Origin of the sequence: Streptococcus parasanguinis (assembly GCF_015556095.1) — a bacterium.
Classification (GTDB): domain Bacteria; phylum Bacillota; class Bacilli; order Lactobacillales; family Streptococcaceae; genus Streptococcus; species Streptococcus parasanguinis_Q.
In genome coordinates this window covers 396,186-416,333 of sequence record NZ_JADNLT010000001.1, presented here as the reverse complement: position 1 = coordinate 416,333, position 20,148 = coordinate 396,186, and the positions used below count along the sequence as shown (strand labels likewise).

Sequence of the window (20,148 nt, the reverse complement as noted above, 5' to 3'; positions counted from 1 at the left end):
AAGATGGTTTAGTCCTCGTAAAGTGGAAAGGCGTCTGTCAAGGCTTTGACTTGGCTACGCACTTCGTCTAATACTTCTTGATTGTCCGCATTCTTCAGCGCTTTGATCATCAGTTCAGCAACGGTGCGACTTTCTTTTTCACCAAAACCACGAGCAGTGATGGCTGCTGCACCAATCCGAATCCCACTGGTCTTAAATGGAGACAAGGTTTCATAAGGAATAGAGTTCTTGTTGAGGGTGATATTGACTTCATCCAACAAGTTTTGCGCCACTTTTCCGTTTTCAACGACTTTAGTGACGTCGACAAGGAAAAGGTGGTTCTCTGTTCCGCCTGAAATAACGCGGAAATCTGGATCTTGCAAGAAGACATCAGCCATGGCCTGACTGTTCTTAATCACGTTAGCTGCATACTCTTTAAAGGCAGGATCCAGCGCTTCTTTGAAAGCGACAGCTTTGGCTGCAATGACATGTTCCAACGGTCCTCCTTGAATACCAGGGAAAATAGCAGAGTTTATTTTCTTAGCTAATTCCTCGTCATTGGTCAAGATCAGACCTCCACGAGGTCCACGAAGGGTCTTGTGAGTGGTCGTAGTCGTGATATGGGCATAAGGAACTGGACTTGGATGAAGACCCGCTGCCACGAGACCAGCAATATGGGCCATGTCAACCATGAGCTTAGCTCCTACTGCATCTGCAATCTCACGGAATTTAGAGAAATCAATGATATGAGAGTAGGCTGAGGCACCAGCAACGATGAGTTTTGGCTTCACTTCTTGGGCTTGTTTTAGGATGGCATCAAAATCCAAGAGCTCTGTTTCAGGATCTACACTATAGGACACAAAGTTATAGGTTTGACCAGAGAAGCTCACAGAAGCTCCGTGCGTCAAATGCCCACCGGCAGCTAGATCCATCCCCATGACGGTATCACCAGGCTCAATCAAGGCCATATAGGCAGCACAGTTTGCCTGACTTCCTGAATGCGGTTGAACGTTCGCAAATTTAGCGCCAAAGATTTCTTTGGCCCGTTCGATCGCGAGACTTTCGACCACATCGACCACATCTGTCCCGCCATAGTAACGACGACCAGGATAGCCTTCGGCATATTTATTTGTCAGAATAGACCCTTGAGCAGCCATCACTGCCTTAGAGACAACATTTTCAGAAGCAATCAACTCAATATTGTTTTGTTGACGCTCTTCCTCTTTAGCGATCGCATTCCATAGGTCTGCATCATAAGCTTTGTAATCTTCTTTATCAAAAATCATCGGTCTACTCCTTTATAAAAAATTATTTATGTACATTATCACTGAGGAAGTTCATCTTCCTCAAAAGAAAGCTCCGGCACTTGTGCAAGCAAATCAGCTTTTGTAATAGAACCTTGCCGCAAAATCCTGGATTTGGAACTAGAGATATCCAAAATAGTTGAATCTTGGCCTGTCAGAAAGTCATCATCCTCTATACCAGGAACCACTTGATCAAATTCGCTTACAATAGCCCTATATTTTGTTCCACTTGCATGACCTGAAAGATTGGCCGAGGGACCAACCAAAGGGCCGAATTTACGAATTAAATCCAATGTCTTTGGGTGAGCCGGTATACGGAAACCAACTGTATCCAATCCTGAATGAATCCAGTTAGGTACCTTTTCATTCGCTTGAAGAATAATAGTTAGAGGCCCAGGTAAAAATGAATGAATCAGTTTTGTTAAATAGCTGGGTTGATTTTTCGAATAAATTCGAATCGTTTTTTCATCGGCTACATTTAAATTCAGAGCCTTGTCTCTAGGTCTACGTTTTAATTCGTAAATATAATCAACTGCCTCTTGGTCCAAAGCTTTAGCGAAAATACCATAGACTGTTTCAGTTGGCAGAATAACCGCACGGCCTGCTTCTAATTCTTTCTCAATGTTATCCATTGTCTACTACTACCATTCTTTCTTGTCCAAATTGGTCTTTCAGAACTCGAACTCGTTTGTCAGGAAACGCTTCTCGAAAGAGCTCTTTTACTTTGGCTCCTTGCTTATAGCCAATTTCTAGATAGATCTTTCCGTCTGGTGTTAAAACACTTGGTGCTTGCTGGGCAATCTTTTCGTAGATGGCATATCCATCACGGTCTGCAAAGAGAGCTAAGTGGGGTTCAGAGGCTAAAACATTGGCTCCAACCTCTTCTACATCATCCCGGGAGATATAGGGAGGGTTGGACACTATCAGGTCATAAGGACCTTCTAGTTCGTCCAGTACATCTGACGACTTGAATTCAAGGACAGCTTCTAATTGCTTGGCATTTTCTTGAGCTAGGGCTAAAGCCTCTTCTGAGACATCACTAGCTTGAACCTGCCAGGTAGGTCTAGCAAGGGCTAAGCTAATCGCAATGGCCCCACTTCCTGTACCAATATCCAGAACTCGTAAGGCTTTCTCATCGTTTTCTTCGAGAATGAATGCCACCAACTCCTCTGTCTCTGGTCGTGGAATCAGCACGCGCTCATCCACTGTAAAAACATGGCCACAGAATTCTGCACTACCAATAATATACTGGGCAGGGACGTGATGTTTCAACTGTTCAAAAATGGAATCAAGCAAGGCCTGATCCTCTACTTCCACTTCTTTTTGCAAAGCAAGGACAAAGTCTGTAAAGGTCCAGTTTTTTAAAGCACGATATGCGAAGGAGAGGCTTTCTGCTTCCTCTCCGACGGCTATTAATTCTTCTTCATACTGGGCTAATAATGATCCCAACAACATTATTTATTCAACTCTTCTAATTTTTGAGTTTGATCATACAAGACCAAAGCATCGACCACTTCATCTAATTTACCAGATAAGATGGTGTCCAATTTTTGAAGGGTCAAGCCAATCCGGTGATCAGTCACACGGTTTTGAGGGAAGTTGTAAGTCCGGATCCGCTCTGAACGATCACCAGTCCCGATAGTAGACTTCCGCTCAGCATCTTGCTCGTCTTGGGCAATCTGAGCAAAGTGGTCAGCCACACGCGCACGGATGATCTTCATGGCTTTTTCACGGTTCTTCTGTTGCGTCCGTTCTTCCTGCATCTCTACCTTGATATTGGTTGGCAAGTGGACGATTCGAACGGCTGTAGCGACCTTATTGACGTTCTGTCCACCCGCACCAGATGCGTGGTAGATGTCAATCCGAAGGTCTTTTGGATCAATGTCGTACTCGACTTCTTCGATTTCTGGCATGACCAGAACGGTTGCTGTAGAGGTATGGACACGACCTTGGCTTTCTGTCACAGGAACCCGTTGCACCCGGTGGGCACCAGATTCATACTTGAGTTTTGAATAAACTGATTGACCAGAAACCATGGCTACGACTTCTTTGATCCCACCAACGCCATTGTAGGAAGCTTCCATGACTTCAAAGCGCCAGCCTTGGCTTTCCGCGTATTTTTGGTACATTTGTAAGAGGTCGCCAGCAAACAATTGTGCTTCGTCTCCTCCTGCTGCCCCACGGATTTCCAAGATAATGTTCTTGTCATCGTTTGGATCTTTTGGAAGAAGTAAGATCTTCAGTTTTTCTTCGTACTCTTCTTTTTCAGCCTTAGCATCCTTAAGCTCTTGCTTGGCCATTTCTTCCAAGTCCGCATCGTCGCCTGCTTCCTTAATCATTTCTTCAGCGTCAACAATGTTTTGAAGGACTTGCTTGTACTCACGGTATGCTGTCACCGTATCACGAGTGGAAGCCTCTTCTTTTGAAAGCTCCATAAAGCGTTTGGTATCAGAGACCACATCTGGGTCACTCAATAACTCTCCTAACTCTTCGTATCGGTCTTCTACAGCTTGTAGTTGATCATAGATATTCATGTTTGCTCCTTAATTCTTGGTTGTTAGATCATAGATTGCTACAATTTCGTCTTCTATGACTTCGCCAGTTTCTTTAAATCCATAATGGAGATAGCAAGATCTCGCTTGATTATTTTCCGGTTCATAAGATAACCAAAGACTTGTTGCTTTTCCAGCTGGCTCTGTTCGAACAAAGTCAATGACTGCATCCATAGTCGGTTTAAAATAGCCTAAACCTTGAAATCGTTTATCGATCATAAAACGAAATAACAAGTAATTCCCCTTGCTGATCCCAATTTTCTGGTCATAGGCAATCATAACAAAACCAACTAATACTTCCTTATCATAAACTGCTAAGGGAGCTATAAAATCACCATTTTTATCATATACATAGGCTTCAGCTAAACTAATGGAATTGGATGCAATAAAATTCCTTTGGTTTGGATGAACTTCTAGATTTAAAACGTCAAAATAATTCTCTATTGTAATATCTTTTAAACAAATAGACATTATTATCCTCTCTAAAACGTTCTAGACTCTTTCAGTTGGTATATCTGGATTAAAATAATGTTTGCGGCAAACGGAGATATAGGTCTCGTGTCCACCGATCTGGATCTGCTCTCCATCATAGACAGGTTTACCCGCTTGGGTACGCAAGACCATGGTTGCCTTGCGGGAACAGTATTGGCAGATGGTTTTGATCTCCTCGATCTTGTCGGCTAACAAGAGGAGATGTTTGGAACCTTCAAAGAGTTCATTTCGGAAATCATTTTTGAGGCCAAAAGCCATAACCGGCACATCCAGTTCATCCACGACTCTTGCCAAGTCATAGACATGGTGGCGTTTCAAAAACTGAGCTTCATCGATCAAGACACAGTAGGGTTTGATTGCTTGGTTTTTAATAAAGCCAAAGATATCCGTATCGTCTTCAATTGCAATAGCTTCCTGTTTCATACCGATCCGGCTAGAAACCACTCCTACTCCATCTCGTGTATCGATTGCTGAGGTCATGATAACGACGCTCTTGCCTTGCTCTTCATAATTATGGGCCACCTTCAAAATCTCAATGGTTTTCCCCGAGTTCATGGTCCCATATTTATAATATAATTGTGCCATTTTCCTTTTGTTCTCTCTAAAATGTGTTTCATTATCATTTTACCATAATTTTGCTAAGCTTTGTATCCCAAAATGTGATAAAATAGTCCTATAAAAAATTTAGGAGGTGGCCATATGCCATTTGTACGAATTGACCTATTTGAAGGACGCACATTGGAACAAAAGAAAGCCTTGGCCAAGGAAGTAACCGAAGCTGTTGTCCGCAATACTGGCGCTCCTCAGTCAGCTGTTCACGTTATCATTAATGATATGCCTGAAGGAACCTACTTTCCTCAAGGTGAAATGCGCACCAAATAATGGTTCCACTAAAAAAGCCTTTCTTGCTTGTGATATCACATAGCAGGAAAGGTTTTTTCTTATTTTTCTTGGGCTTGACGTTCTGCTTTCCGTTCTTCGAATTCTTCGTCACTCATCAAGGTTCCACCGACATTGGCTGATTTGGCAAAGGCTGTATAGCGACGTAACCAACCGCTGGAAATTTTTGATTTGAAAGGTTTCAAATATTTGCGACGTTCTGCAAGGGTTGCATCATCAACAAGCAAATCAATGGTACGATTTGGAAGATCGATCACGATTTCATCCCCATCTTCAATCAAGGCGATATTTCCACCTTCTGCTGCTTCTGGAGAAACGTGACCAATAGCAATCCCACGAGTAGCTCCTGAGAAACGACCATCCGTAATCAGTGCCACATCCTTACCAAGACCGCGTCCGACAATCTTAGAAGTTGGTGCCAACATCTCTGGCATACCAGGACCACCCTGAGGACCCTCGTAACGAATGACAACGACATGGCCCTTCTTGACTGTTCCATTGTCAATCAACTCAAGGGCTTGATCTTGTGAATCGCAACAAATAGCTTTACCACGGAAAGTGGTCACAGATGGATCGACCCCACCGACCTTGATAACAGCCCCATCCTGAGCGATATTTCCGTAAAGGATCGACAAACCGCCTACAGGTGAAATAGGATGCTCGATTGGATGGATAATTTCTTCATTTTTGATTTCAGCACCAGCTACGTTTTCTTTCAAGGTTTTACCAGTAACTGTGATACGATCACCCTTGATGGCTCCTTTTTTGATCAACTGATTGATAATGGCTGGAACACCACCAGCTTCATGCACGTCATGCATAGTATAAATACTTGAAGGGGCAATTTTAGAAAGATAAGGTGTCTTCTTGGCAATCTCGTTGATATCTTTGAGATCATAGTCAATCCCTGCTTCACGCGCAATAGCCAGTGTATGAAGCACAGTATTGGTAGAACCACCCATGGCCATATCGAGCGCAAATGCATCGTCGATGGCCTCCTTGGTCACGATATCCCGTGGACGAATATCCTTTTTAATATTCTCTACCAATTGTTTGGCCGCTTGGCGAACCAATTCGCGGCGTTCATCTGAAACAGCTAGGATGGTACCATTTCCAGGAAGAGCAAGGCCTAATACTTCCATCAAACAGTTCATGGAATTGGCAGTAAACATACCAGAGCAAGAACCACAAGTTGGACAGGCATTTTTTTCCAAGAAATCCAGCTCATCCATGCTCATATCACCAGCTTGATAAGTACCTACAGCTTCAAACAAACTTGAGAGAGTCGCCTGATGCCCCGTCATGTCAACGCCACCCTTCATGGGTCCACCAGAACAAAATACAGCAGGCACATTGGTCCGCATGGCTGCTAAAATCATTCCTGGTGTAATCTTATCACAGTTAGGAATATAGAAAACACCATCAAACCAGTGGGCATTGATGACCGTTTCAGCAGCATCTGCGATCAACTCACGAGACGGCAAACTATAACGCATCCCGATATGACCCATCGCAATCCCATCATCGACACCGATTGTGTTAAATTCAAAAGGAATCCCACCAGCCTCGCGAATAGCTTCCTTGGCAACATCTGCTAATTCACGCAAGTGAACATGGCCTGGAACGATATCAATATAGGAGTTACAAATGGCAATAAAGGGCTTTTGCATATCCTTTGCTGATTTTACTTGCCCTGTTGCATAGAGGAGACCACGCGCTGGTGCTCGGTCGATCCCCATTTTGATCATATCACTTCTCATCTTGTTCTCCTTCTAGTTCTTCATTTCTACCTCCTAATCTTACCACTTTGACATCAATTGTCAAGAACTTTCAGAAAATTTATAATATTCACGGTACATAAAAAGCCTGGTTTCCCAGACTTTATTTTAGTTTGTTTGTTTTTTTTCGATCTGCCAGAGCCGAAGTTGGTAACAAATTCCACTCACGACAAGGCTAGAAATAAGGCCGATCCAATAAGCATAGGGACCCAAGTTAGTCACATGGTCAAGGAAAATCCCTAGCGGGATAGAGATGCACCAATAACTAAAGACACCTAATAAGAATGGAACGGTTGTATCCTTATAGCCCCGCAAAATCCCTTGTAGAGGTGCTGCAAAAGTATCAGCCACTTGGAAAAAGAGGCTATAGGTCATGAAAATCGCTGTTTGTTGCACAAAGACTGGATCCTTGCCATATAGCCCAGCTAGTTGTAAACGGAATGTATAGAGAAAGACGAGAGTGACAATCGCAAAGCCAAAGGCTGTCAGCCGGCCCAAACGACAATATTGTTTGACCACTTCTGGTCTTCCTGCTCCCAGTTCATAAGAAACGATAATCGCCATGGTACTGGAGATACTAACCGGGAAAGCATACATCAGGGTTGAAAAATTCATGGCTGATTGGTGGCTCGCAATGGTCAGTGATGGGAATTTTGCCATTAACAAACCAACCAGCGAGAAGATGATGACTTCTGCAAAAACAATTCCACCGATTGGAAGCCCAAGGCGCAATACTTCTTTCATCCCTTTAAAATCATAAGGCTGCGGCTTCCACAATTGGAAAGGTGCTACCTTAGGGTGCTTGCACAAGATCAAAACCGCAATAGCCAGCAAGACCCAGTAGGCCAGAGAGGTTCCAAGACCTGCTCCTGCTCCCCCCATTTCAGGAAAACCAAATGCTCCATAGATCAGGATATAGTTAAAACAAGCATTGAGAGGCAAAAGCAAGAGCATCAAGTACATGGATAGACGCGTCATGCCCAAGGTATCGAGGAAGGTCCGCACGATACTAAAGAGCAACAAAGGTAAGATTCCTAGAGAAAGGAAATATAAGTAGCGAATGGCTATTTGAGCAACAACATTTTCTAAGCCGATCTGCTTGAGAATCATGGGTGCAATCCCCCAAACAAAGCCTATTAAGAGAATGGCCATACCAAATGACAGATAGAGGAATTGGTAAAAATCGCCAGCAATCCGTTCTTTATTTCCCTTGCCTAAATGATGCCCAACAATCGGTGTCAGCGCAGAGACAATCCCTGTCAGGAAAGTAAAAAATGGATTCCACAGACTGGTAGCTGTAGAAACACCAGCCAAATCAAGGGTCCGGTACTGACCGGTCATGGCTGTATCGACAAAGCTGGCTGAATAATTGGCCAATTGGTAGATTAAAATCGGCAAAAATAAACTCAAAAACAAGCGCAAGCGCTCTTTAAAGTGATAGGTTAAATACATGATTCTAACTCTCTTCTCATCAAATAAGATTCTCTCCTCTTCCACTCTACTATATGTTTCCTTAAAAGTCAAAAAAACCGAAGATCCAAGGACCTCCGGTTCATGTGAGATTAGTGTTTATTGCGGTTTAAAATAGCATTGAGAACGATCGCTAAGACACTGGCAACGACAATTCCGTTTGCAAAGAACATTTGGAATCCTGTTGGAAGGCCATTGAAGAGGGTGCTGTTGTTCAAACCAACCCCTGCAGCAATCGATACAGCAGCGATCAAGAAATTGTGCTCATTGTGTTCAAAATCAACACGCGCAAGGATCTGCATCCCTTGAATCGATACAAAACCAAACATGACCAGCATCGCTCCCCCAAGAACTGGACTTGGAATGATTTGGGCCAAAGCTCCAAACTTAGGAAGGAGACCAAGAAGAACAAGGAAACCAGCCGCATAATAGATTGGGAGACGAGTCTTGATACCAGACAATTTCACCAAGCCAACGTTTTGTGAGAATCCAGTGTAAGGGAAGGTGTTGAAGATACCACCGAGGAGAACGGCCAACCCTTCAGCGCGGTACCCATTGCGAAGGCGCGTGCTATTAATTGGATCTTTGGTAATATCAGAAAGAGCAAGATAGACACCTGTTGATTCAACCATGGAAACCGTCGCGATAATACACATCATTAAGATGGAGGTGATTTCAAACTTAGGAGCTCCAAAGAAGAAAGGTGTTGGAACGTGAACGACTGGTGCTTGAGCTACAGGTGTGAAGTCTACCAAGCCCATAGAAGCCGCAATGGCAGTACCTGCGATCAAACCAATCAAAATTGAAATGGATTTAATAAAACCAGTCGTATAGATATTAACAACTAAAATGATGAGAATAGTCACCACAGCTAAAATCAAGCTTTGAACGGTTGGTTTTGGCGCATTATTTCCCATATTTCCGATCGCTACTGGAATCAAGGTCAAACCAATGGTTGTAATAACGGATCCCGTTACAATAGATGGAAAGAGGTTGGCAATCTTAGAGAAGAAACCAGAGACAAGGATGACATAAATCCCTGAAATAATCAAGGCACCAAACATAGCCCCACTACCATGGCTAGCTCCGATCATGCTAAGAGGTGCTACCGACTGGAAGGCAACCCCAAGGACTACCGGAAGACCGATCCCAAAGTATTTATTGAGCTGCACTTGAAGGAAAGTTGCGACCCCACACATGAAGATATCTGTAGAGATGAGGTAGGTTAGTTGATGAGCGTTATAGCCCAAAGCTCCTGCGATCATGATCGGCACCAAAATAGATCCCGAATACATGGCCAAAAGATGTTGCAAGCCTAGAATGGCCGCCTGTGATTGGCTTTCTTGTTTTTGCATTAGATGTCTGCCTCCTTGAATACAACCTGACCATTTTCAAAACGGTCCAAACGTGCGAGGGATACAACTGGATATCCCAACTCTTCTAACAATCCCCGTCCATCTTGGAAGGATTTTTCAATCACAATCCCAATCGCTTCGACTTGAGCCCCGGCTTGTTCGATGATTTGAATCAAGCCTTTGGCTGCTTGGCCATTTGCAAGGAAATCGTCAATGATCAAAACCTTATCTGATGGATCCAAGAATTTACCCGCAATCGAAACTGTGCTGGTGACTTGCTTGGTAAAGGAATAAACCTCAGCCGTCAAGATGCCCTCATTCATCGTGATGTTTTTCGCCTTTTTAGCAAAGATCATGGGAACATCCAGTGCTTCAGCTACATAAAGGGCAGGTGCAATCCCAGATGCTTCAATGGTCACGACTTTGGTCACACCAGCATCTTTGAACCGGTCCGCAAAAGTCTGACCAATTTCTTTCATCAATTTGAAATCCACTTGGTGGGTCAAAAAGGAGTCCACCTTGAGGATACTCTCACCTAAAACATTGCCATCTTTTAAGATGCGCTCTTCAAGTAATTTCATACTTCCTCCTACTTTTTTAAAAAATCCTCTACTCATTCACAAAACACAAAAAGGCCTGCTAAGCAAGCCTTGAAATCTCTCTAGAAAGAGAGATAATCCCGACTTACTTATTGTTAGGTGTTCCGGCACCTTGTAGAAACATCACGCCCATTCGTGAAATAAATAAGTAATTCAATTAGTGTGCATCGCCATTCCAGATAGAATTCTTAACGATCACATAGTCAACGTGTTTCAAATCTGCTAATTTTCGGCCTCCTGCATAAGAGATCGAACTTTGCAAATCTTGTTCCATTTCCGTTAAGGTGTCTTGCAAATGACCCTTGGCAGGCAATAAAATCTTCTTACCTTCGACATTCTTATAAGCGCCTTTTTGGTACTCGGAAGCAGATCCATAGTACTCTTTGAAAGACTCTCCATCAATCTCTACTGTTTTACCAGGACTTTCGATATGTCCTGCAAAGAGAGAACCGATCATGACCATAGACGCCCCGAAACGAATCGATTTGGCAATATCACCATGAGTCCGAATACCACCGTCCGCAATGATTGGCTTACGAGCTGCTTTTGAGCACCAGCGAAGAGCAGCCAATTGCCAACCACCTGTACCAAATCCAGTCTTAACTTTGGTGATACAAACCTTACCAGGGCCGATTCCGACCTTAGTCGCATCAGCTCCCGCATTTTCCAATTCACGAACAGCTTCAGGAGTTCCAACATTTCCAGCAATGACAAAGGTATCTGGCAATTCTTTCTTGATGTGTTGAATCATCCGAATGACACTATCCGCATGACCGTGTGCGATATCAATAGTGATGTACTCAGGCGCATCTGCCTTTAATTGACTCACAAAGTCGTATTCGTATTCCTTAACACCAACCGAAATGGAAGCGATCAAACCTTGATCATGCATGCGTTTGACAAAAGGAATCCGACCTGCTTCATCAAACCGGTGCATGATATAGAAATACCCACCACGCGCCAACTGCTCTGCTACACTCTCATCCAAGATCGTCTGCATATTAGCCGGAACGACTGGAAGCTTGAAGGTATGCTTTCCAAATTGGACGGTTGTATCTGCTTCTGACCGGCTATTGATGATACATTTGTTGGGAATCAACTGAATATCTTCATAGTCGAAAATAGGAAATTCATTTAACATAGATTGAAAAATCTCTTTTCTAAAAACTGACCTACCTATGCGCAAGCGCATCGCTACGTCTCTTGACGTTTCCTTGATAGATTATACCAAAGATACGGACCTAATGCAATGGGAATGATTTTATAGGAAATAACGTTCGGAAATTACAAGATAAAAACCTGTTTCAAAAAAGAAAACAGGTTTTATTTATGAACATTTTGGAGCCAATTGTTGACTTCTCTAGCTACAATTTCTGGCGCCTCTGTATACAGTTCGTGCCCCAAAGCATCTAGCAAAACTTGCTTGATCTGGGGATCTAGTTGCTTCAGAGCTTCTTTTCTCCATTCAGGTTCTTCTTGGTATCGAGGTCCAATAAAGAGGACAGGCAGGTCTGCCAGTGGAATTTGGTAAGCCTTGATCTGACGCCGTAGACGAAATAAGGCCATGACCTTTTCGAGATCCAGATTTAATTCATATTGTTCACTTGCTGGATTCCAGCGAAAGCTAGCCTCTACTGCTTTTCGCGCTATAGGAGTAGGATCTTCTCCATCACCAAGTTCTGATAACACGGCTTCTTCTAAAGTTGCAAAGACTTGTTGCTTCATGAAAGACGACGTGCCTTCTAGTTCTTCTTCAAGAGGCAGGATCTTTTCCATATCCAGATACCCCCCATCCAGGAGAATCAAAGCCTGAATCTGAGGAAACTCACTAGCCAGATAACGAGCCAAATCTCCACCTAAGGAATGACCCAATAAACAGATTTCTCCCACCTGGCCAACCCGACCTTGGAACCAATCACGAAGATCGTTTTCTGTCTGAATCATTTCCCTATAGGGATCTAGAAAGGTCACAGGAAAGCCTAGCTCATCCATTAGTGGAGCCAGATGGTAGCTATTACCACCTAGGCCACCGATAAAATAATACTGCATGTGTTTTGTCCTTTCTTTTTCATTCTATTTCATTGGTTAGCGCTACTCTCTCGCGTCTCCTTTATGGAGTTCCGTATTATAAACAATTTCTGCACCAGGGCTTCCTTTATCATCCTTTACGACTCCTATTAACTGACCATCTTCTACTAATAATTCAATATTTTCATCTGTACTACTTGCCTCTGTGAGTATAGCTCTCTTAGGCAAATGCTCCTCATTTGAAACGTCTACAGGTTTGCCATTTGAGTCCAGTAACTCAATGACTTCATTGCCACCTCCATCAAAATCAAGAACAATGTCTGAAATCAATCCATAACTTAATGGAATAAATTTCTTTATTTTATCTCCCAGAGTAGCTTTATTTCCATACTTGTCATAGATCGTCGGACGCACATAGGCATTTGAGAATGTTGACCCTTCTTCAGTAACGTAGATTGGGGAGAACTCAATCTTCTCAATCCCAGTATAGTGTTCTTTGATGTAGGTTCCGATTTGTTCTTCTAGCAAAAGAAAACCATGCTTATAGAGCTTTGTTGTTTTCGGTCCAAGATTCGGCTTCGTTAGTTTATTGTAGACAAAGTAACTACCGGATAGGATGAAAATTAAAATAGCAATGATCTTTACCCACTTTCTGCTCATCAGTCGCTCCTCCTTCTATCTACTTCAGTATAGCATATTTGGTTGGCTTTCCATCGCTATTCCTAACGAAACGGAATATAAAGATTTGAAATGTGGCGAAATTTTAAAGCATTTCACAGTCTCATGAAATACTTTTAAACTGTATTATTTTTATATGAATAGAAGACTAGTTCCTTCAGTTTTCTTGGTCTCTTCAATCCAATATTGCTCCTCTTTGGGGATCAAATGATCAAAACGTCCTGAAAAAAACTTCCATCCGTTTGGCACATATCTTTCGTAGTTTTTCATCCCCAGATTGTTTGAATAAAATTCTTCTTTATCAAAATCGATGAAAAGATCCGGAAGCAAGGCTTTTCCTTCCAGAATAATCTCTGAATTCAAGTTCTCCTCTTCCATTGAACGTTTGATCATTGAGATCAATTCTTCAACCGTCACCTTCAGCCAATCATCTTTATACATTTCTAAGTAGCTCTCAAGATTGCTTTTTGTAATCACATGAAGATTCTGCTGAATTTCAGGTAAATAGGAGAAATCAACATCCAGACCTGCTTCCTGGTATGCCTGAATATATTTATCGATATCCATTGTCCACATTTCGTTTGAACAAATATACCAGTTAAACTGATGATTTGCAATAACCCCAACAATATTTATTTCTGGTTTCTCTATCAATTGGTCTTTATTCACTAGTTTTTTCTCCCCTTCTCCTATCTACTTGTTCCGAACTGACAATAGGACTTACTTACCAAACATTATATATCTATGATACCGAATTATATTTTGACAAGCAAGTTAATGACCGAGTCGCTAACAAAAAAGCCAGCTAAAAGGGTTTAGCTGACTGATGTCATATCTAATAAATCTTTCTCTGCTCGATCATCTAGCAGAGAAAGCAAGTATCCCACATTCTCTTATATTCTATAAAACAAAAAAGCACTCTGCAAAAACAGAGTGCTATCGTCTTTAATACTTTATATTCCGTTCGACAAACTTGAAGTTGTTTATTTACAGTACTCCTCTATTTTGTAGCTATATTCTTTTAGAAGTTCCCGCGAATAAATTTTTTTATTTTTTGAATCTCTAACTTCTTTCCAAAGGATAGCCGCAACTTTTAACTTGTTGGAGTAATGATTGCTAAATTCATCTGCACAAAAGTCTTTTAGAAATTGATTCCATTGGCAAGCTGAATTATCATACTTGGCGTAGTCTGACTCTCCATAGTATATTTTAATCATATCTTGGATTGTAAAATTTATGTTGTTGTCCCGTTTTACTTTTCGCCAAGCTGTTGCCATATCAGCATTAAACTTAAACGGATTAACACCTGTTACAGCTGAAAAATAATCACGAAATTTCTGATTAAAGGAAAACCCACATTCAAGTAATGATGTATTTAGGGTTATTATTTCGGTTTGATTTTTGTTTCTTTTCCTCAAAACTTTTTCTACTCTATTTCCCCTAAAATATTGTTCTATAATATGATTTAATTCTTTTTTTGTACATCTGTATTCTAATCCAAGGTACTTACAAATTTGTGAAAGCTCTTCTCGATACCAGTAGTATCTGTTAAATTCTTCAAATGATTTTATATCTCTAAAATCAGGTCTATGTTCTTCCAAATGCTCGCCTCTACAACTCCAAATTTATCTCATTATACCATAGATAATAAAAGTCATATCAATTTATACCCATGCCACATAAAGCTATAACAGAATATATTACAATCTTGTAATTACTGTATTTCTATTAAGCTTAACATTCTTATAAAATAAATAAGAAAAACAAACGATATAGTCCATCACTAGTAACAAGAAATACTAGAAGTTGAAAGATATAAAAACATTTAAATGGAAAGCATAGCAATAAACAAAACAGTCAGTAAAACGATGGTTTTGTTGTGTTGTTTCACTTGCTTTCTAATTTCCTCTTTTGACTTTATCCGCAGACGCCCTTTGTATTTTGATTTAGTCATGGAACTTCTAATAAGTTCGCTGACGTCCGTACTCACTTAAGGAAAGTTTTTTATATGACTTTATCTTCAATCTGAGACCGTTAAAACCTCTTTGTTTGAATCTTTCTAACTGAATTGGACACAAAAAAATCCACTCACCTGTGGTGAAATGGATTGTTTCTTTATTAACGGTTCAATAAGAAATTGAACAATTTTTCGACAATTTTTACGACCAACCAGCATAAGAATCCGATATAGCTAAAATAGAAAATGAGTGACAAAATCGTAATAATCATGGTTTCCTCCTTCGTCGATTACAAGTCCTTGTCTTATTATACCTTTTTATGCAATCGAACTCAATAGAATTTTGAAAATTGTCAGATTATTCTTTTTCTTTCTTATCTTCTTTTGCGTCTTGATCAGCTTCTTCACTGCCTTTATTGACAGCTGTCTTAAATTCAGCAAACATTTTGCCGATGGACTGGCCCAACTCAGGCAGGCGTTTTGGTCCAAAAATCAAGAGGGCACCCAGGATGATGATGATTAAACCTGGTGCTCCAATATCACGTAAAATTCCCATTTTTTCTCCTTTTTCTCGAATAGATGACTTTACTGATGGCGACACTCACTTCAAATAAGAGGATCAAAGGGAGCGTCATGGCCAAGTCACTGATAAAGTCTGCTGGGGTCAGCACGACAGCTAAGACCAGCAGGACAAAGTAAGCGTAACGACGATAAATGATTAAAAACTGTGGTGTCAAGAGCCCAATTGAGGTCAGAAAAGCGACTAAAACTGGTAACTCGAACAAGACTCCTAAAGGTAAGGTGGTGTGCCATAAGAAGGTTAAATAATTTTGCGCTGTCAATTGGGTATCAAACAGTCCTTCTCCCAAGCGCATCAAGACCTCTAAAATAGCTGGGCTGACAAAGAAATAACCAAACGCTAGCCCCAGCACAAAGCAAATAAAGCTAGCTGGGATGTAGGCAAAGACTGCACGCGCCTCCTTCTCCCTCAAAGCTGGCCTTACAAATTGCCAAATCTGGTAGACAATAAAGGGCAGTGTCAGGCTAAAAGCTGTGAGATTGGCCAGCGATACATAGATCCAGAGGATATCATTAGGCCCTAATACCAGCAATTTTTGATGCAGGCTAGCGGTCAAGATCTGGTAGAGTTCTCCCCCAAATACAAAGGCTACGATGAAGACGATAATATAACACAAGACCACAGCGATCAATCGTTTTCGAAATTCGACCAAGTGCTCGACAATGGTCATTTTATCTGCTCTACTCTTTGCCATGTTGTCTCACCGTGATAAGGGCGATCAGGGCCACAAAGAGTAGTTGAGGAAGAAGAACTTCCCAGCTTGGATAGATCCCCGCCCAATCGATGGTTGGAAGTCCATTGACCAAATGACTCGGTAGGATATTGGTCAACTGAAGGGCGTGGATGCTGACACCGAGCATCTTGAAGGCCAAGGCGTAAATCAACCACGTCAGAATGAAAAAGATCCGATGAGGTTGGATAGCTTGACTGGCCTTGGTCATCGCCACTGCAATGATAATGAGAACGGCTACGGCAAGCCCGATTCCTAGTATGAAATGAGCGGTTGTAATCCGTGGAATGATCCCAACGTAGAAGAGAATGGTCTCAGCCCCTTCACGAAAGACTGCTAAGAAACTGAGGGCAAACATAGAAACAAAACTTCCTGTAGCCGTTACCGTCTTCATCTGACGGTCCATAAAGGCATTCCACTGTTTGACAGAGGACTTGCTGTGTAGCCAAATTCCAATGAGGATCATCATGACCACAGCGAAAATCCCAACGCCCCCTTCAATGATTTCCCGGTTAGACCCCGAAATAACAGCAGGAAAAGCTACTTGCAAAACAAGAGCGATCGCTGCGCTGGCAAGAACCCCCGCAGCAGCTCCACCGTAGACCCATTTGAGGCCTTTCCTCATCTTAGCAGCCTTAAGGGTCGTTACAAGCGCCATGACGATCAGAAGGGCTTCTACTCCTTCACGCAGAAGAATCAACATGGCATCAAAAGCGTTGTAAGAAGCTGTCGTATCGATCGCAGACAGGTCCCTGATCAAGGCTTGTAATTTCTCTTGATAGGTCTTTTCTTTCCCCTTAACCATAATGACCGGGGATTCACTCTCTACGCGCGTGTAGAGGCTCGGATTGGTCGTGCTGACATCCCCCTCAATGGTTGGCCAGATGGTGATGAACTGCTTCATAGTTGCTGCAGCAGATTTATCGTCGCCGGATTGGAATTGGCTTTGCGCCTTCTCCAAAAGCTTGATCCCATCTTTCAGTGTCAAATCCGTACTAGCACTGCTAATCGCTTCTCCTTTTACAAAGGCATCAATCCCATTTTTGAGGTCATCATAGGAGGACTGGATGCTGGTGAAGTCAGTAGGCTCTGTTTCAATGCTACTACGTAAGAGCGAAATGGCCGTCTCGATTTTGCCATAGTAAGCTGTGCTGTGATCTCTTACCACCGCTTCGTTTCGCGTCCAGGTATTATTAAGATCTGCATAGGTTTGACGGGTTTTATCCAGATCCTTAGCTGTAATGGCATCTTGTAGGTTCTTAAAATAAGGAGCGAGGCGACTCACGAGTTTGTCTTTTTCCGCCTCTAAATCGACTGGATTTTGCTCTTTTTCAAAAGCTAGCAAGGCTGATGAGATCTTGGTGATATCCTCTTTGGTTATCTCCCCTTTTATAGCTAAAGCTTGGCTAACTTTTTTTCCTGCCTTGGAATCATGGTGGTCCTTGGATTTAAAATCAGCCTGAATCTCAGCGATTAATGCCTTGGCCTTATCCTGGTTCTTATTTTCTACAGCGGTTGTTGCATCTGTGATCTTGATAAAGAGATCGCTATAAGATTCCGCAGCTACTGGATAAGTCCAGAACAAGGCAAGAATGCCTAACAAGATCAAGAGTTTATTCAAAGAGTGCTTGACCAAGGTAGCCTCCTTTCTCTACGCCTGAAAAGCAAGCAAAGAGTCCACTTCCAATATGGGTGATGTACTCGTTCATTTTATCCACTGCACCTAGATTGGTTTGGATTTTAACAAAACTGTTTGGATCTTTTTGAAAGGCGATAAAAATCAAACCAGCATCAAATTGCCCAGTCTGTTCATTGATGCCATCCGAATAGGAATAGGACCGCCGTAAAATCGGACGATCCACTTCTTTGGCCAAACGGACATGTGAATCTACTGGTAGTTTAGATAAATCTACTTCATCAAATTCGTTGGTTTTCCCAAATGGAGCGCCGGACTCCTTGTAGCGACCAAAGGTGTTTTCTTGCTCCTGCAAATTGGTCCGGTCCCAAGTTTCCAAGTGCATTTGGACTAGGCGAAGAGCCATATAGGAACCACCCTTCATCCAGTCCTTACTGTCAGTCCAGACGACCTTATCAAAGTCCTTCTCCGTCGTAACATTTGCTGTTCCATCTTTAAAGCCAAAGAGGTTACGCGGCGTTTCTTTTCTGTCACCAATCGCCGCAAAACCGGACTTGCTCCACTTCATGGTGATGGTATTGCGACCTTTGCGGATGAGATTTCGGACCGCATGAAAGGCTACTTGCTCATCGTCGGCACAGGCCTGAATGACGATATCTCCACCAGTGTATTTGTCCTGCAACTGCTCCTTTGGAAATGGAGGCAAATCACGAAAGAGCTTGGGACGTTTGGACTCTAAGCCCAGTTTCTTTAGAAAGGAAGCTGAAACCCCAAACGTCAGGCTCAAGCGATAGGGGTTGAGTCCCACTGTTTCACCTGTATCCGTTGGTGGCAAGAGGGCATTGGAACCATCTTTTTTGACCAATTCTCCTTCGACTAATTTACTACTATAGTCGGTCCAGTCTTTAAAGAGCTGGATGACTTCTTTTTTGTCCGTCGTGTGAAGATCCAGCACCACCAAGTAGCAAGCCTTCTGCATGGCCGTCGTAATCCCGGCTTGATGCTTGCCATAAAAGGAGATGTCTTCATCCCCATCATAAGCTTTTTTACTAGAACTGTCTTGATTAGCGAAAAAAGCAGATGCACCAGAGAGGCCCAGTGCTAGACCAGCCCCTCCAATACCTGCTTTTTTAAGAAATTCACGACGGTCCATTTTTTTATCTAAAAATTTTTCGTCAGCCATTTTTCTTATTTCCCATCTAAAATCACACCCATTTGAGACAACGGTTCACCAAGTTTGGTCACCGCTTCGGCCAATTCTTTGGTATCTTCCTTGGTCAAATCTGTGTAAGACTTGTAATTTGTTTCATCAGTCATGTGTTTGTCCAATAAATCATTGACATTTTTGAATTCTGCTTCCAAGGTTTTAACCAACTTGGCATCTTTTTTCTCAATCAAAGGTTTAAAGAGTGAGAAAATCTTTTCAGCTCCTTCAATATTGGCACGGAAGTCGTACAGATCTGTATGAGAGAAGACTTCTTCTTCACCCGTGATCTTTTGCGTTGCCACTTCATTGAGCAGATCAACAGCCCCAGTTAGCATCACATCAGGAGTCACATCAACGGTTGCGATCTTAGCTTTCAACTCCTTGATATCGTTCACCAGTTGGTCTGCATATTTGTCAGTGCCATCTGTGGTATTGTTTTCCCAAAGGATACGCTCAATGCGGTGGAAACCTGACCAGCCATCTTCTGATTTATTTTCATCCACATAATCCACCAAGCGGTAGTCGATCTTGACATCTGATTCTCCGAAAGTTTCAGCAATCGGTTCAGAACGTTCATAGGCCATACGGATCAAGGGGTATTGCTTTTTAGCTTCTTCCAAATTTCCAGCTTTTAGGGTATCTCGGAATCCTTCTGTATCCTTGAGCAATTGGTCAATTTGCATTTCAACAAAGTCTTTGTATTCAGCTGTCGCATTGTCCAAGGTCTTCTGGTCAGCCTTTGACAACTGCACCGTTGAGCTGGTTTGCGTCTTTTGATTCGACTGTTTGCTAGTAGAATTCGCACATCCTGCTAAAAGAGCAACACTCAATAAGAGTAGACTATATTTTTTCATGAAAGACTTCTCCTCATTTGTTCTTGCCCTCATTTTACCAGATATTTTC

General features: G+C 42.2%; 21 protein-coding genes and 1 riboswitch. Of the genes, 1 reads left to right on the top strand and 20 read right to left on the bottom strand.

The features are described from left to right. Nucleotides 1-8: 8 nt before the first annotated feature. From glyA to I2E70_RS02115, 6 genes are read right to left on the bottom strand one after another with little or no spacing between them, the layout of a single operon-like run. Nucleotides 9-1,265 (bottom strand): serine hydroxymethyltransferase, encoded by a 1,257-nt coding sequence (gene glyA / locus I2E70_RS02140; protein ID WP_021153188.1) that lies wholly within the window; start codon nt 1,263-1,265, stop codon nt 9-11. 38 nt (nt 1,266-1,303) lie between these two features. Further along, a complete protein-coding gene (locus tag I2E70_RS02135) occupies nt 1,304-1,915 on the bottom strand; it encodes an L-threonylcarbamoyladenylate synthase (protein ID WP_195423222.1) in 612 nt (203 codons plus the stop codon). After that, the gene (gene prmC, locus I2E70_RS02130; RefSeq protein WP_195423220.1) at nt 1,908-2,738 is read right to left on the bottom strand and encodes a peptide chain release factor N(5)-glutamine methyltransferase; all 831 of its coding nucleotides are present in this window, start codon (nt 2,736-2,738) and stop codon (nt 1,908-1,910) included. Before prmC ends, I2E70_RS02135 begins: the two co-directional genes overlap by 8 nt. Continuing rightward, complete coding sequence (gene prfA / locus I2E70_RS02125) at nt 2,738-3,817, bottom strand: peptide chain release factor 1 (protein ID WP_013903557.1); 1,080 nt, start codon at nt 3,815-3,817, stop codon at nt 2,738-2,740. The genes prmC and prfA overlap by 1 nt, the downstream gene beginning before the upstream one ends. Before the next feature lie 9 nt (nt 3,818-3,826). Next, the gene (locus tag I2E70_RS02120) at nt 3,827-4,306 is read right to left on the bottom strand and encodes a GNAT family N-acetyltransferase (protein ID WP_003012071.1); all 480 of its coding nucleotides are present in this window, start codon (nt 4,304-4,306) and stop codon (nt 3,827-3,829) included. A 21-nt stretch (nt 4,307-4,327) separates the two neighbouring features. Continuing rightward, entirely contained in the window at nt 4,328-4,912 is a 585-nt protein-coding gene (locus tag I2E70_RS02115; protein WP_195423218.1) for a thymidine kinase, read from the bottom strand. A 114-nt stretch (nt 4,913-5,026) separates the two neighbouring features. Here I2E70_RS02115 and I2E70_RS02110 point away from each other — a divergent pair, with 114 nt between their 5' ends. Then, nucleotides 5,027-5,209 (top strand): 4-oxalocrotonate tautomerase, encoded by a 183-nt coding sequence (locus I2E70_RS02110; protein WP_001117401.1) that lies wholly within the window; start codon nt 5,027-5,029, stop codon nt 5,207-5,209. Between the two features lie 59 nt (nt 5,210-5,268). Here I2E70_RS02110 and ilvD read toward each other — a convergent pair whose 3' ends face one another. The 14 genes from ilvD to efeO form a co-directional block, all read right to left on the bottom strand. Continuing rightward, complete coding sequence (gene ilvD, locus I2E70_RS02105) at nt 5,269-6,987, bottom strand: dihydroxy-acid dehydratase (RefSeq protein ID WP_195423216.1); 1,719 nt, start codon at nt 6,985-6,987, stop codon at nt 5,269-5,271. Between the two features lie 126 nt (nt 6,988-7,113). Further along, nucleotides 7,114-8,457 carry an MATE family efflux transporter gene (locus tag I2E70_RS02100; protein WP_195423213.1) on the bottom strand — a complete coding sequence of 448 codons (1,344 nt, stop codon included), beginning with the start codon at nt 8,455-8,457 and terminating at the stop codon, nt 7,114-7,116. 110 nt (nt 8,458-8,567) lie between these two features. Further along, the gene (locus tag I2E70_RS02095) at nt 8,568-9,830 is read right to left on the bottom strand and encodes a nucleobase:cation symporter-2 family protein (RefSeq protein ID WP_195423211.1); all 1,263 of its coding nucleotides are present in this window, start codon (nt 9,828-9,830) and stop codon (nt 8,568-8,570) included. Further along, nucleotides 9,830-10,411 (bottom strand): xanthine phosphoribosyltransferase, encoded by a 582-nt coding sequence (locus I2E70_RS02090; protein WP_045759435.1) that lies wholly within the window; start codon nt 10,409-10,411, stop codon nt 9,830-9,832. Before I2E70_RS02090 ends, I2E70_RS02095 begins: the two co-directional genes overlap by 1 nt. A 90-nt stretch (nt 10,412-10,501) precedes the next feature. Continuing rightward, nucleotides 10,502-10,597, bottom strand: a riboswitch (purine riboswitch). Continuing rightward, on the bottom strand, nt 10,587-11,570 hold the full coding sequence (gene guaC / locus I2E70_RS02085) for a GMP reductase (protein ID WP_037599307.1): 984 nt from the start codon (nt 11,568-11,570) through the stop codon (nt 10,587-10,589). (Overlaps the previous riboswitch by 11 nt.) Before the next feature lie 182 nt (nt 11,571-11,752). Beyond that, nucleotides 11,753-12,478: an alpha/beta fold hydrolase gene (locus I2E70_RS02080; RefSeq protein ID WP_195327141.1), complete on the bottom strand. Its 726-nt coding sequence runs from the start codon at nt 12,476-12,478 to the stop codon at nt 11,753-11,755. Nucleotides 12,479-12,520: 42 nt separating this feature from the next. Beyond that, a complete protein-coding gene (locus tag I2E70_RS02075; RefSeq protein WP_023918094.1) occupies nt 12,521-13,117 on the bottom strand; it encodes a hypothetical protein in 597 nt (198 codons plus the stop codon). Nucleotides 13,118-13,267: 150 nt separating this feature from the next. Beyond that, nucleotides 13,268-13,804 (bottom strand): hypothetical protein, encoded by a 537-nt coding sequence (locus tag I2E70_RS02070; RefSeq protein ID WP_195423209.1) that lies wholly within the window; start codon nt 13,802-13,804, stop codon nt 13,268-13,270. 314 nt (nt 13,805-14,118) lie between these two features. Continuing rightward, nucleotides 14,119-14,736 carry an SAP domain-containing protein gene (locus tag I2E70_RS02065; protein WP_195423207.1) on the bottom strand — a complete coding sequence of 206 codons (618 nt, stop codon included), beginning with the start codon at nt 14,734-14,736 and terminating at the stop codon, nt 14,119-14,121. Nucleotides 14,737-15,450: 714 nt separating this feature from the next. Continuing rightward, nucleotides 15,451-15,648, bottom strand: a complete 198-nt coding sequence (locus I2E70_RS02060) for a Sec-independent protein translocase subunit TatA/TatB (protein WP_009731003.1) — start codon at nt 15,646-15,648, stop codon at nt 15,451-15,453. Beyond that, nucleotides 15,632-16,366, bottom strand: coding sequence for a twin-arginine translocase subunit TatC (gene tatC, locus I2E70_RS02055; RefSeq protein WP_195423205.1), 735 nt, complete (start codon nt 16,364-16,366; stop codon nt 15,632-15,634). Before tatC ends, I2E70_RS02060 begins: the two co-directional genes overlap by 17 nt. Then, nucleotides 16,353-18,038: an FTR1 family iron permease gene (locus I2E70_RS02050; protein WP_195423203.1), complete on the bottom strand. Its 1,686-nt coding sequence runs from the start codon at nt 18,036-18,038 to the stop codon at nt 16,353-16,355. The genes tatC and I2E70_RS02050 overlap by 14 nt, the downstream gene beginning before the upstream one ends. Continuing rightward, on the bottom strand, nt 18,016-19,221 hold the full coding sequence (gene efeB, locus I2E70_RS02045; RefSeq protein WP_195423201.1) for an iron uptake transporter deferrochelatase/peroxidase subunit: 1,206 nt from the start codon (nt 19,219-19,221) through the stop codon (nt 18,016-18,018). The genes I2E70_RS02050 and efeB overlap by 23 nt, the downstream gene beginning before the upstream one ends. A gap of 5 nt (nt 19,222-19,226) precedes the next feature. Beyond that, the gene (gene efeO, locus I2E70_RS02040; RefSeq protein ID WP_195423199.1) at nt 19,227-20,099 is read right to left on the bottom strand and encodes an iron uptake system protein EfeO; all 873 of its coding nucleotides are present in this window, start codon (nt 20,097-20,099) and stop codon (nt 19,227-19,229) included. Nucleotides 20,100-20,148: the final 49 nt, after the last annotated feature.

Coding starts and splice junctions, on each gene's coding strand:
- glyA (WP_021153188.1), bottom strand. CDS start 1,265: ATGATTTTTGATAAAGAAGATTACAAAGCTTATGATGCAGACCTATGG.
- prfA (WP_013903557.1), bottom strand. CDS start 3,817: ATGAATATCTATGATCAACTACAAGCTGTAGAAGACCGATACGAAGAG.
- tatC (WP_195423205.1), bottom strand. CDS start 16,366: ATGGCAAAGAGTAGAGCAGATAAAATGACCATTGTCGAGCACTTGGTC.
- I2E70_RS02115 (WP_195423218.1), bottom strand. CDS start 4,912: ATGGCACAATTATATTATAAATATGGGACCATGAACTCGGGGAAAACC.
- I2E70_RS02135 (WP_195423222.1), bottom strand. CDS start 1,915: ATGGATAACATTGAGAAAGAATTAGAAGCAGGCCGTGCGGTTATTCTG.
- I2E70_RS02110 (WP_001117401.1), top strand. CDS start 5,027: ATGCCATTTGTACGAATTGACCTATTTGAAGGACGCACATTGGAACAA.
- I2E70_RS02095 (WP_195423211.1), bottom strand. CDS start 9,830: ATGCAAAAACAAGAAAGCCAATCACAGGCGGCCATTCTAGGCTTGCAA.
- I2E70_RS02120 (WP_003012071.1), bottom strand. CDS start 4,306: ATGTCTATTTGTTTAAAAGATATTACAATAGAGAATTATTTTGACGTT.
- I2E70_RS02090 (WP_045759435.1), bottom strand. CDS start 10,411: ATGAAATTACTTGAAGAGCGCATCTTAAAAGATGGCAATGTTTTAGGT.
- I2E70_RS02080 (WP_195327141.1), bottom strand. CDS start 12,478: ATGCAGTATTATTTTATCGGTGGCCTAGGTGGTAATAGCTACCATCTG.
- efeB (WP_195423201.1), bottom strand. CDS start 19,221: ATGGCTGACGAAAAATTTTTAGATAAAAAAATGGACCGTCGTGAATTT.
- guaC (WP_037599307.1), bottom strand. CDS start 11,570: ATGTTAAATGAATTTCCTATTTTCGACTATGAAGATATTCAGTTGATT.
- prmC (WP_195423220.1), bottom strand. CDS start 2,738: ATGTTGTTGGGATCATTATTAGCCCAGTATGAAGAAGAATTAATAGCC.
- efeO (WP_195423199.1), bottom strand. CDS start 20,099: ATGAAAAAATATAGTCTACTCTTATTGAGTGTTGCTCTTTTAGCAGGA.
- I2E70_RS02075 (WP_023918094.1), bottom strand. CDS start 13,117: ATGAGCAGAAAGTGGGTAAAGATCATTGCTATTTTAATTTTCATCCTA.
- I2E70_RS02060 (WP_009731003.1), bottom strand. CDS start 15,648: ATGGGAATTTTACGTGATATTGGAGCACCAGGTTTAATCATCATCATC.
- ilvD (WP_195423216.1), bottom strand. CDS start 6,987: ATGAGAAGTGATATGATCAAAATGGGGATCGACCGAGCACCAGCGCGT.
- I2E70_RS02100 (WP_195423213.1), bottom strand. CDS start 8,457: ATGTATTTAACCTATCACTTTAAAGAGCGCTTGCGCTTGTTTTTGAGT.